Genomic DNA, 12,742 nt, shown 5'->3' on the forward strand with positions numbered 1-12,742 from the left:
GCAAAGCGCCGGAAGGACGGCTTTCTGTCTTCCCTCGACGCCGGAGTGATGGACGATCGGTTATCGACGCAGACGAGAACCGAAACGATGCAACTCCACCCGATCCTGGTCCACGAGATAGAAGCCACGCGCCGGATATTCATTCGTGCCGCCTTTTAGGACGCGACGCTCATCGATTTGTGAAATAAGATAGGCGAAAGCCGGGTTAAAGCGCCGAAGCGGCCAGCCTGTTTCCTTATGCAATTCCTCGACCTGGGCTGTTTCCTTCTTCGCCAAGACCATGTCCACGAGCGTAACGACGTCGACAGCGGGATCTGTCTTCAGGGCATACGGGTCGAACGTGATGTAGAGGCTGGGATTGCTCGTCATGCGCGGAAGTCGCTTGGCTATGAATGAGGTCGTGTTGATAAAATCGTCCGTCGACAGCTCAGCGACGGCAAAAGCCACTTCGTCAACCGAGGCCTCCGGGAAGGCAGCGAGGAGCTCTTCCTCAGGTATGAAATCACTGTAACCGTGAGTCGATTCTCTGGCGATCCATAGCCCAATCTTGATAGCGAGCGGCCCCAATTCTCCGATCTTCACAGCGGCGGGCTCCCTCGCCCGAGGTGCTACGATCGGGTTGGTCGTCGCATTTCCGACTGGCGGTGGCGAACCGTTTGCCAACCACGCGTCAATGCCGTTCACGACCATCTGCCCGATCTCCGCGAATTGCAGGATGTCGTCGCCGACCAGCGGCACGGTCTCGCCGAGACGGGCATCGGCCGCATGCTCGGCGAAAGCGGCGTCCGCGACGCCGAGATTATGACCGATGACGTGACGCTTCTGGATGTTCAGTGTCAAAACCGCAAGCGCTTCCGCTGATAGCGTGGCATAGGGATCGAAGCCGAATTCCGCAAAGCGTTGCCGGCCACGCCCAATGTTCTGAAATGCGTTACCGACAGCCTTTACTTCTGGCGACTCTGGTGGGCGCATTGCGACCTTGTAGAGATACACCGTTTTGAGCGTCGCCTCGAAGGCGGTCAGCACGTCCTCGTGCGCGTTTCCCATGAGCCGATAGGCGAGCTCGCTCTGGTCCTCCCCGAGACCGTCCGCGAGCTTGACCTGATCCCGGACCAGCGCCACTTCGCGAGCGAAATGGAGATGAATGTTCGGGGCGCCGCAGTCGGGACAGAACAACGAGATGGCGAAGACGCCATAGTCACGGCCGCATTCGTCGCAGACCAGTTCACGCAGCAGGTCACTGCGGAGGAAGCGCGGCACCGGTTTGGGTGCAGACCGGCCGCCCGTCTTGACCTTGATAAACTTGCTTCCCGAAAGCTTTCGCCCGAGATCTTCAAACATCCCGTGGATCGCCTCCTGCATGTCTGCATGCGCGGCATGTTCGACGATTTTCTTCGCCGCGGCGAGATCGTCAGGATGGGTGAAGTCGTTATCGGCCGCGACAACTCCGCTATAGGGACAAACCGTTTCTGGAATGCCCGGTCGGTGCGACATGCGCGGGGTCATGGCTTCCGGCAGGGCGAATTCCGGAACGCGGCTGCCGAGTACAAAATGTCGCGGGTGCGCGTTCTCGTTCGGCGAGTATCGGTAAACCCGCCCATCGGGCGTTTGCGGCAAGGGGATGCCTAATTCCATCGTGTTGCCGGACTTGCCCCGCTGGTATTTTTCAAGGTTACGAAACCGCATACGCTTAAATCCATCTATCCGGAAGATTCGATGATTCGCCATTCGAATGGCGCTCCAGCGTCTCTGAAGAGTCAACCCAAACTTCGTTTCTTCCCCGCTTCCATTGGTCCTGGGCGGGGAAGTCCCTAGTCCGTTGAAGCAATGCCTTTCGCGCTGTCACCGAATCGCGGCCGCGTCTAGGATTGCCCATGGCCCGAAAATCGCATCTGCCTTCGTTGGAGGACCTGTTCGATCTTCCTGACGATTACCTAAAAGGACCCCAGAGCAAGAGTCTCCGCCCCGCCCTCATCGAGGGGACCGAGCGGGAGAGCCGCCAAGATCGCCTGCTGAAGTACTGGCCCAAGACCGGGACAGAAGCTGACAATGAGTTGCGGGAAATCTGGCGTCACGAGCGGCTGCAAGTCGATCGGATCATGAGCTACCCCGGTGCGGAGGACCTCTTCGCCGGCGTCGTGGCTATGATCGAGACGTCGGACACCTTTTGCATCGTACACGAGCCGGGGCCGATGCCGTTGGCGGGTAAGCTCCGCACGGCGCCACGCCGCTCCTGGATGAGAGCGCTCGATATTCCCGCAAATCGAATCGTTCTCTGGCGAAATTTGGCGCGGCTGTCGCGAGCGCTCAGCATCCTGCATTCACGAGGCCTTCTGCACGGCAGGATCGATGAATACGCCGTTTTCACCGAGGGAACTTCCGATCCTGACTTCCGGCTCGGAGGCTTCGAATGGAGTCTCGTTCTCGGCGAGCGGGCCGCCGCGCCACAGACCCTTCAGGCGGCAAGAGGCCGGCTTGAAAGCCTGACATACTCCTATGCACATGACTGGAAGGCCTTAGGATGTCTTTTCGCGAGCCTGGTCGGAGTCGATCCCGCCAAGGTGCGAGAGGAGGATCCTTTTACGGCCGGCACGGCCATCGAACTGATCGAAGGTGAGATCGATTTTCTTCGTATGATGATCGACCCGGATCGCGATGAAGTGGTCGAGGCGTCCGCCGTCGTCAAAGCCGTCGCGGCGTTAGGCCGGGAACTATCCGGACACGGCAACTCTCGATCGGGAAAGTTTCTTCTTTTGTTTCGGCCCAATCAGAAGATGTCGGAGACGATCTACGATCTCAGCGAGCAGACGATCGATTCGGCCGACGTCCCTTCGCAGCGATTGTTCGTGGAAAGCGATCTCGCGACCGGCGCGCGGATAGCGGCCGCCTCCGGTGAGGACGACCCGGATCACCTTTTCGTCCTGACGGACACGACTTCTTATCGGGTACAGCGCTTTACGGAACTCGGGACCGAGACCTGGCAGGTCGGCGTGGTGACGGCAATCAAGGCTCGCGACGAAGATTTTGCGCTTCGAGAGTGCGACGTCTTTCCGGTGAGGCACAGCATCGAAGTTCTTCCGAACAAGGAGGTCGTCGTCAGAACCCTTTCCAAGGCGAGTGACGACATTCTGGAGTGGACACTCCCGCTCGTGAAGGAGGCGACTACTGAAGAAGATCCCGAGACGCGAACTCTGCGTCAAGCGTTCCTTCTCGTGCAATCAGTCGAGGCGATATTGAGGGCGCTCGAAATTCTTCCAATCGAGATTGTCGGCACACGCCGAGAATCGGGGAAGATCATCGTTCAGCTAATGCCCCGCAGCACGGAGCGCGACGAAATTGCGGCAAGCATCGGAGATCGCGCGACCGCCGATGTCATGGAAAAGCTGTTCGACAAGGACGATCAGGGCGTCGACGTCGACTGGCGGATCAGCACCTCTGGCGGGCTCGGGGGAACCGGATCGGGTGACGTACCGGCCCGCTTTGAAACGGCGACAAGGGGCGACGCCGGAGAACGCATCTACGAATTTTCGGCGTTCGACTTACCGAGGCGCGAGGACTCGCTGTTCCTTCGCAAGAAGGGAGATCATGGCACGGAGAGCTTGATCAAAAGAAGGCTGCGGACTTCCCGCGTAATCGGCGAACAGCGCGATCTCGTGACCATGTTTGTCGATCCGCGTCGGAATCTAAAGCCATCCAGCGACCTTCTCGAAAAGGACGGTCACTTTACAGAGCTTGACCCCGCCAAGCGTGAAGCGCTCGAGGCACTGTGGTCCACGTCTCCAACTCATCTGGTTGTGGGCCCTCCAGGGGTCGGCAAGACCAAGCTCGTGAGCGAGATTATTCGGCGGAAACTTGCCAATGAGCCAGCCGCAAGCATCCTCATCAGCTCCCAGAGCCATCAGGCTCTCGATCACGTCCTTCGGGCTACCGATCGAGTACTCAATAAATACGGCACAGACGCTATCGTCGTAAGATCACCAGGAGCAGAAGGAAGTATCTCGACGGACGCCGATATCAGGCTCCGGGCGATCGAATATCTCGAAAAGGCATCGCCATCGACATTGGCAGCAAACTCACCGGCCGGCCTTCAGTCCGGTTTGCGGGAGCTGTTGGATGCTTTCAAGCAGGCTGCAAGGCCCGACGCTGTCAATACGGAGCAGCGCGAGAATGAAGGGATGCGTGCCCACACGGCCCTTGTGCTCGACTCCGCGAACCTGGTCTTTTCGACGTCCACATCCTCGGATGTGGAAAGACTGGTCGACGAGGGCTCGCAGTTCGACTGGGCGATCATAGAGGAAGCCGCGAAAGCTGCAGGTCCGGACTTGCTTGCACCGCTGTCGCTGTCGGGGCGCCGGCTCTTCATTGGGGATCACAAGCAGCTGCCGCCCTTCGATAGCGAGCGGATAAATGCCATCCTGGCCGATGGCTCGGTCGTTCGATCGCTTCTCAAAGGCGCAGATCGGATCATCGGATCGGCGTTCTATGATACGGGCCTGGAGGAGCTGACTGCAGTGGCCGCAGACGACAGTCAGCTCAACCGTGTCCGCACCATGGCCATCCGGGTCTTTGAACCGTTCCGAGCTCTCGTGGTGGAGGACGAATCTCGCCGGGCGATCGTGGGGGGCGCGCGTCGAGCGAGTTGCTCGTTCAGCACCGAATGGACCCGAACATTGCCCGGCTGGTATCGGCCTGTTTCTACAACGATCGCCTGACCACAAGTGACGAGCGGATCGCCGACGCCGCCAAGCCACTTCCATTTTCGTTTGGCTCCGACTTCCCCTCTTCGCCGATCGTTATCGTCGACATGCCGTATGTCAGTCGAACCGGCAAGGCTCAACCTGTCGAGTCTGATCGGCCACGCTGGAACAACCGCGCGGAAGCGAGAGTGATCGGAGCCATGCTACGGAATCTACGGCTCTCGAGCGAGCAAGACGGAATGAAACCCTCGCTCGCCGTCCTGACCCCCTATCGCGCCCAGGTGCGTCACCTCACGCACGAGATCGACGTCGTAAAGGCAAAAGGTGACGGCCTCTCCGGATTTGATAGCTTCAACAGCGACGACAGGTTTTGGGGAACGGTCGACTCCTCTCAGGGGAGCGAAGCCGATCTCGTCATTGTTTCGCTTGTCAGGAACAATCCTCGAACCGGGGTTCCGGCTCTCGGGTTCTTGCGGGATCCCCGGCGGATGAACGTGCTCCTCAGCCGGGCGCGGCAGCAGCTCGTCATCGTCGGCTCCCTCGAGTTTCTCAAGGAGGCCACGCGGCATGCAACCGCCGATCCGAAAGACGAGCTATCCTTCGTGGTACGTTTCCTCAAGACATTGGATCAACTCACCAAGGCGCCAAGCGCGCGCGGAGAACCGGCCGCCAAGATCGTCAAGCCGACCCAAATAAAGGGCGCGGGGCGATGAGTGTGCTTGTCGCAGTGCCGATCAGGCGGGCCTCGGCCCGCGCGGTGATCGAAAAGGGCCGTGGATGGAGCGCCCTCGACGAACTCGTGCTGTGGGCCCTGTCGCGTGAAGATCAATCCGCGAGCAAGCTCGCGGACGATCTCGGCCTGCCGCGACGCGTGGTCCTGGTCATGATCCTGCGCATGATGCGTTTCCGCCTGGTCGAATCCACGATCATCGACGGTCTTCCCGCATTCCGAACCACCGATTACGGAAGAGCGGTCGTTGCGAGCGGCTCGGAGATTCCGACGGCCAAGCAGCGGGCAACGCGGAACGTGGCGTTCGTCTACGACACCATCTCAGGAACGGTCTACAGGCGCCGCGACGTCCAGACCAAGTCGGACATCATGATCCAGAAGTTACGCGAGAACGGCGTCGACGTACGCGATATTCGCGTGCGGGGAACGCTTCCGAAAACAACGCCACGTGAAAATTTTTCCCGCATTCAGAAGGTTCTTCGCGAAGACGAGAATTTGCTGTTTTTTGACGGGGACACGTTCTTCGAACGGCAGGACGAATTCATGATGGTCATCGTGGACGGCGATGACATGCGAGGACTTCCCGACACAGCGCCGCAGGCGCTCGTGGCGGAGATCGCGCGTGTTTCGAAGTACTCCGAGAAGGCTCGGCCGATCCTCGTCGACTCCATGATCCATGATGAGGACGAAGGGCACGGGCTCCTTCCGCCTACACCGCTCAGGATCGAGGACGACGATGTGGTTTTCGGCGGTGAGGAGCACCGCGCGATCTTTAGGAAAATCATAGGCCAGGCAACGCGTCGCATATTTATTCACTCGACCTTTCTTCGCGCCGATGGGTTCAACGCGTGGTCTCGCGAATTCAAGGATGCCGTGCGCAAAGGGGCGAAGATCGACATCTTTTGGGGATCCGGGACCCCCGATGATCCGGGCGAGAAGACCATGAAACATGCGACAGCGTTGGCGCAACAAATCGCGGCCGACGAATTGTTGCGCGACCGCGTTCGCATCCATCTGAGGTCTACCGGTTCGCACGCCAAACTGCTCGTCGCCGACGACGGCCAGGAAAACTTTCTCGCCGTCGTCGGATCGTGCAACTGGCTCTACACGAATTTCAACAGGTTCGAGATGTCCGTGGTTCTTCGTGAACCGGCTTTGGTTGCGCAGACGCTGGAAAGCCTTGCGTCGCTCGTCTCTCGTCCGGGTATGCGTGCCGAGACTGCGGTGGAGCTGCACACACGGGCATCCACTCTTGCGCGGCGACCGCCGATTGGCGGTCCCCACCTCGCGAGATTCGTGTTCGGCTCATCGCACGACGCGGTTCTCAGGGAGGCCAGCGGAAGTCAGCCAAGTCGTTTCCTGGTGGCCAGCGACAAGTTCGGGAACTCTGCTTTCCCTGGGGCGATCATCCCCGCCGAGGTTGCCGCAGCGACAGCCCGAACCGAGCCGGTCGTTATTTATGGCAGCACAACAGGTCAGGTGAGCGGGATCGGCGCGGCGGGACTCACAGCCGACGTAAGAGAACGCGGAGTTCGATTGCTGCGGATCTCCGAAGGATTTCATGCGAAATTTCTGCTCTGGGGAGATGACGATGTCGTCATCACAAGCATCAACTGGTGCTCATGGACGTCTCCGCCCCATTTCCCGCTAGGCGAAATCGGCGTCCACATTCATCGAACGGGGTTAGCTCGTTCGCTTGCACACAAGCTCTCGCTCGAATGGCCCCAGCTGTAAGAGACGACTTGGGAACGCCGCGCACCTGAACTCTCTTCGAATAAAAGCGCTCAAAAGGCCGACTTTTTTCGGCTTTGGGTCTCGCCTTCTGCAACTGACGATTGTACCAATGGCCGAGTGGGTTTCAAACCGTCGGGGGCAAATATGCAAACGCAACAGACCCTGAGTGCAGAATTTCGCGCTCTTAGCTTCGCAGTCATAATCACGGCGTTCAGCCAATCAGCTGCCGCGCAAAATTTTTTGCTCAATGGAAATGTCGTGACGCCGTCAGGCGTCGTGCAAGATGGCTGGGTCTTTATCAAAAACGACAAAATCGTCTCGGTGACAGCGACCCAACCCAACGTGCAGGGCCAGATCGTTCGGTCGAGTGACTACATTTATCCAGGCCTTGTGGATCTGCACAATCACCCGATCTACGACACGCTGCCGCGCTGGACGCCGCCGCATCTCTACAACAATCGGTATGAGTGGCGCAGGGATCCAGTTTATCAGAATGAGGTTCAGGTACCCGAAAGAAACATTGTTGCCGCCGAGTTTTGCGACATGGACGAGTTCGCTGAGATCAAGCAACTCATTGGCGGCACGACAACGCTTCTTGGTATATCTCCGCCGGCTTTCGGCAAGCCAATGTACGATTGCATCAAGGGCCTTGCGCGCAATCTCGACTGGTACAGCGGATTTTACGGAACGAACATCGGGCACGAGCCGGTGGCGAACCCGCTCGGTGTCACGCCACCGAACTATTCGCTTATCGCTCAGGATTGGCCGGGTGACATGAAGCCTGCCGATCTTCTAAAATATCAGAGCGGTCTAAGGGACGGCTCCATTAAGGCGTTCTTCATCCATCTTGCGGAAGGCAAGCGCACCGATGCGGAAGCACAGAGTGAATTTGGCCTCCTCAAGGATGACAAATTGCTCACAGCCAGCACCGTGATCATCCACGGCGTTGGCCTCGTTGCATCCGATTTTGCAGACATGAGCAAAGCCGGCGCATCGCTTGTCTGGTCGCCACGTAGCAATTTGGTTCTTTACGGCGAAACAACCGATGTCGAGACTGCGGCTCAACAGGGCGTGACAATTGCGATAGCGCCGGACTGGTCCCCGACCGGAAGTAGCAACATGCTGGCCGAGCTTAAGTTCGCCAGTGATTACTCGACTACAAAGCTTAATGGGCTATTTTCAGCAAAGCAGCTCTTTGAAATGGCAACCTCTATCCCGGCTCGCATGGCGCATGTTGATCAGTTGATTGGTACGATCGAAGCCGGCAGACATGCCGATATCTTTATGATGAGTGGTCATTCACCCGATGCTTACTCCAACCTCGTGACGGCATCCCCATCGGATGTGAGCTTGACGATCGTGAACGGCGTGCCCGTATACGGAACGCCGGATCATATGGCGCAGGCCGGCGTGTCCACCACCGAAGATGTTTCAGTCTGCGGTGAAAAGCGAAGTCTCAACAGCCAAGCCTTGACAGTTAGTGGCGCATTTGCCGCTGCTACCACGCAACTCGGCAACGCACTCACGGGACAAAACACCTCCCTTGGTCCCATCGCGGAATGCAATTAACTGGCCGAACGGAGACACTAGTCCTTTTCCATGCTGCACCACTCGCGTGCGTCGCGATCGCACCGATAGGCAGCTAACGCGCTGCGCAAGCGTCCACTGCGTTTCCGTCGCAAGTGTGCCCTCGTCTCCTCCGTCGGTCCCAACGGCTACGTGTTGCGCAGCCGAGCGATGCAGGAAAAAGAGGCCGCTCTATTGGATGGTTTTGGATTTGGTGTGCTTGTCCCGCTGCAATCTCTGCGTGCTGCAGGTACGCCGCGCACACTAGGAAAACGTGGAGCGGGCGCCTTGCCCACATCCCGAGGATGCGTGTCGCTTTGGCTGGTAGATCGGGGCGCGCCTTGAAGCGCAGGTCAGGCTTTTGCTTGTCGATCGTCTCCGGTCGTACGTCGGAAGCAACGCTGGGCGTGCGATGAAAACTAGAATGAGATTGCGTCTACTGTTTGCCTGGCAGCGTTCGCCAATGTCCGCCATCGCTTATTCGACGGATATTCAACGACTTTTTCAAATCTGGTCTAAGTGATTGAAATATCTGGCGCTCCCTAGGGGAATCGAACCCCTGTTTCAGCCTTGAGAGGGCCGCGTCCTAACCGCTAGACGAAGGGAGCGTTGAGAGGGAAGGCAATAGCCTCGAAATCGGCCTGCCGCAAGATGGCTTGTGCATTGCGGCGGGGATTTTGTCATCCATGCTTACCATGGCGTGCCGGCGGTTTCGGCACCGAAGCAGCCCCGGAACGTCCCCTGCGCCCTTCTGGGCCTCAGCGCGCCGCACCCGCATGGACCCGCGATGCGGCCGCGCCGCACGCATGATGGCCACCTCCGGATGTCATGTCTGCATCCTGCACGGCCCTGCTTTCGCCAAACGGAAATGCAAAACACCGCCCTGTGAAGTCACCCGGCCGCCTGCCTCTGCTAGCATCGCAGCTCTTCACCATGCTGCGCCGGGCAAGGCGCTCGAGACGCGAGAGGAGTGCTTGGAACAAAGCGCAAGCCCGCAGGCACGACAATTTGGCTCACGAATATCTTGGCAAAAACAAACATCAACGCGGCCGCAGGCCATGGAAGACGTTCCGCCCTGCCCGCACCGGTCAATAGCTTAAGCAGAGCGAGGACAGACCATGATCAAGCTAAAAATCAACGGCCAGGAACAGAATTGGGACGGCGACCCGGATCTTTCGCTGCTGTGGTATCTGCGTGACGAAGCCGGCCTCACCGGCACCAAGTTCGGCTGCGGCCAGGCCCTCTGCGGCGCCTGCACCGTGATCATCGACAAGGAAGCGGTGCGCGCCTGCATCACCTCGGTCTCCGACGCGGCCGGCCGCGAGGTCACCACCATCGAGGGGCTGCACCCGACCGGCGACCATCCGGTGCAGAAGGCGTGGCGCCAGGTCAATGTTCCGCAGTGCGGCTACTGCCAGGCCGGCCAGATCATGCAGGCCGCGGCGCTGCTGGACCAGAATCCGAAACCCAACCACGACCAGATCCGCGAGGCCATGTCGGGCAACATCTGCCGCTGCGGCTGCTACCAGCGGATCGAGAATGCCGTCCACCTCGCATCGACGGGGGTGTGACATGAACATTCGCACCAATATCCCCACCAATTCTCGCAAGCTTCGCGGCTTCGAGAAGCACGTCAAAGTCGAGAACTTGTCGCGCCGCAGCATCCTCAAGGGTCTCGGCATCGCCGGCTCCTTCGTGCTCGCCGCGCCGGTGATGACACGGCAGGCGTTCGCCTATGAGACCGGCGCCGGCAAGATGCCGCATGGCGTCGTGGTCGATCCGCGCGTGTTCGTCGCGATCGCCCCCGATGGCATCGTCACGATCCTGGCGCACCGCTCCGAGATGGGCACCGGGGTCCGCACCAGCCTGCCTTTGATCGTCGCCGAGGAAATGGAGGCCGACTGGTCGCGCGTCCATGTCCAGCAGGCGCATGGCGACGAGGTCAAGTTCGGCAACCAGGACACCGACGGCTCCCGCAGCACGCGACATTATCTGATCCCGATGCGCCAGATCGGCGCCTCGGCGCGCGCGATGCTGGAAGCCGCCGCCGCCAAGAAATGGGGCGTGCCGGTCACCGAAGTGAAGGCGCAGAACCACGAAGTGGTCCACAGCTCAAGTGGCCGCAAGATCGGTTTCGGCGAACTCGCCGCCGATGCCGCCAAGGAACCGGTGCCTGATATCAAAGGCCTCAAGCTGAAGGACCCGAAGGACTTCCGCTATCTCGGCAAGGGCCAGGTCTCGATCGTCGACCTGCACGACATCACCACCGGCAAGGCGCATTACGGCGCCGATACCCGCCTGCCCGGCCTGAAATACGCCGTCATCGCCCGCCCACCGGTCACCGGCGGCAAGGTCAAGTCGTTCGATGACAGCGCAGCGATGAAGGTGCCGGGCGTCGAGAAGGTGATGGAGGTCAAAGGCTGGCCCTGGCCGTCGAAATTCCAACCGCTCGGCGGCGTGGCCGTGATCGCGCGCAACACCGGTGCCGCGATCAAGGGCCGCGACCAGCTGAAGATCGTCTGGGATGACGGCGCCAACGCCAAGTACGACTCCGTCACGTATCGTGCGTCACTTGAGGAGGCCGCGCGAAAGCCGGGCCTGGTGGTGCGCAAGGAGGGCGACGTCGATGCGGCGCTGAAGAACGCCGACAAGGTCATTGTCGGCGAATACTATCTGCCGCATCTCGCCCATGTCAGCATGGAGCCGCCGGTCGCGGTCGCCGACGTCAAGGGCGACAAGGCCGAGATCTGGGCGCCGGTGCAGAGCCCCGGCGGCACCCGCGAGGATGTCGCCAAGACGCTTGGCATCCCCGAGGACAATGTCACCGTCAACGTGACGCTGCTCGGCGGCGGCTTCGGCCGCAAGTCGAAATGCGACTTCGCGCTCGAGGCGGCATTGCTGTCGAAGGAACTCGGCGCACCGGTCAAGGTGCAGTGGACCCGTGAGGACGACGTCCATCACGACTTCCTGCACACCGTCTCCGTGGAACGGATCGAGGCCGGTCTCGACAAGAGCGGCAAGGTGATTGCGTGGCGGCACCGCAGCGTGGCGCCGACCATCGCTTCGACCTTCGCCGCCGGCGCCAACCACGAAGCGCCGTTCGAGCTCGGCATGGGCCTGATCGACAACCCGTTCGAGATCGCCAATCTGCAGTGCGAGAATCCGGAAGCGGCGGCGATGACGCGGATCGGCTGGTTCCGTTCGGTGTCGAACATCCCGCGCGCCTTCGCGGTGCAATCCATGGTCGGGGAGATCGCGCATGCGACGAACCGCGACCAGAAGGAGATGCTGCTGGAGCTGATCGGCAGCCCGCGGATCGTCAACCTGTCCTCGGTGAAGGATCCCTGGAACTACGGCGAGCCCTACGACAGCTATCCGATCGACACCGCGCGCTTACGCAAGGTGGTCGAGCTGGTCGCCGAAAAGGGCGAGTGGGGCCGCACCGTGCCGAAAGGCCATGGTCTCGGCATCGCCGTGCATCGTTCCTTCGTCAGCTACATCGCGACCATCGTCGAGGTGGCCGTTGACGACAAGGGCAAGCTCACGGTGCCGCGGGTCGACACCGCGATCGATTGCGGCACCTACGTCAATCCGGAGCGGATCGCCTCGCAGATCGAGGGCGCTGCGATCATGGGGTTGAGCCTGGCCAAATACGGCGAGATCAGCTTCAAGGACGGCAAGGTGCAGCAGAGCAATTTCGACGATTTCCCGGTGATCCGGATCGACGAGTCGCCTGTCGTCACCAACGTCTACATCGTGCCGCCGGGGGCAGACACCCCGCCGAGCGGCGTCGGCGAGCCCGGCGTGCCGCCGTTCGCACCGGCCCTGAGCAACGCGATCTTTGCCGCCACCGGCAAGCGCATCCGCGCGCTTCCGATCGGCAAGCAGCTGGAGACGTGAGGCAGTAGCAGCCACAAGGAACCTGCGTCCCCTCTCCCGCTTGCGGGGGAGGGCTAGGGTGGGGGCTATCTCCCCGAGTCATCTCGTGGAGAGAGCCCCCACCCGGCTCGCATCT

Annotated in this window: 7 protein-coding genes and 1 tRNA gene; 6 read left to right on the plus strand and 2 right to left on the minus strand. The window is 60.3% G+C overall.

From position 1 onward, the window contains the following. Positions 1–60: 60 nt before the first annotated feature. Entirely contained in the window at positions 61–1,686 is a 1,626-nt protein-coding gene (locus CO675_RS08620; protein ID WP_018269858.1) for a hypothetical protein, read from the minus strand. Between the two features lie 188 nt (positions 1,687–1,874). Here CO675_RS08620 and CO675_RS08625 point away from each other — a divergent pair, with 188 nt between their 5' ends. From CO675_RS08625 to CO675_RS08640, 4 genes are all read left to right on the plus strand, one after another. After that, a complete protein-coding gene (locus tag CO675_RS08625; RefSeq protein ID WP_097671510.1) occupies positions 1,875–4,712 on the plus strand; it encodes an AAA domain-containing protein in 2,838 nt (945 codons plus the stop codon). Continuing rightward, the gene (locus CO675_RS08630) at positions 4,658–5,410 is read left to right on the plus strand and encodes a C-terminal helicase domain-containing protein (RefSeq protein WP_097671511.1); all 753 of its coding nucleotides are present in this window, start codon (positions 4,658–4,660) and stop codon (positions 5,408–5,410) included. Before CO675_RS08625 ends, CO675_RS08630 begins: the two co-directional genes overlap by 55 nt. Further along, a complete protein-coding gene (locus CO675_RS08635; RefSeq protein WP_018269857.1) occupies positions 5,407–7,161 on the plus strand; it encodes a phospholipase D-like domain-containing protein in 1,755 nt (584 codons plus the stop codon). The genes CO675_RS08630 and CO675_RS08635 overlap by 4 nt, the downstream gene beginning before the upstream one ends. 144 nt (positions 7,162–7,305) lie before the next feature. Beyond that, positions 7,306–8,730 carry an amidohydrolase family protein gene (locus CO675_RS08640; RefSeq protein ID WP_018269856.1) on the plus strand — a complete coding sequence of 475 codons (1,425 nt, stop codon included), beginning with the start codon at positions 7,306–7,308 and terminating at the stop codon, positions 8,728–8,730. Positions 8,731–9,260: 530 nt separating this feature from the next. Here CO675_RS08640 and CO675_RS08645 read toward each other — a convergent pair. Then, positions 9,261–9,335: transfer RNA gene (locus CO675_RS08645), tRNA-Glu, on the minus strand. Positions 9,336–9,845: 510 nt separating this feature from the next. On the opposite strand from CO675_RS08645, the gene CO675_RS08650 reads away from it, so the two are divergent. Next, positions 9,846–10,298, plus strand: coding sequence for a (2Fe-2S)-binding protein (locus tag CO675_RS08650; protein ID WP_074130888.1), 453 nt, complete (start codon positions 9,846–9,848; stop codon positions 10,296–10,298). A gap of 1 nt (position 10,299) precedes the next feature. Then, entirely contained in the window at positions 10,300–12,627 is a 2,328-nt protein-coding gene (locus tag CO675_RS08655; RefSeq protein ID WP_097671512.1) for a xanthine dehydrogenase family protein molybdopterin-binding subunit, read from the plus strand. Positions 12,628–12,742: the final 115 nt, after the last annotated feature.

It is taken from the genome of Bradyrhizobium sp. C9 (genome assembly GCF_002532045.1).
In the GTDB taxonomy this organism is placed as follows: Bacteria; Pseudomonadota; Alphaproteobacteria; order Rhizobiales; family Xanthobacteraceae; genus Bradyrhizobium.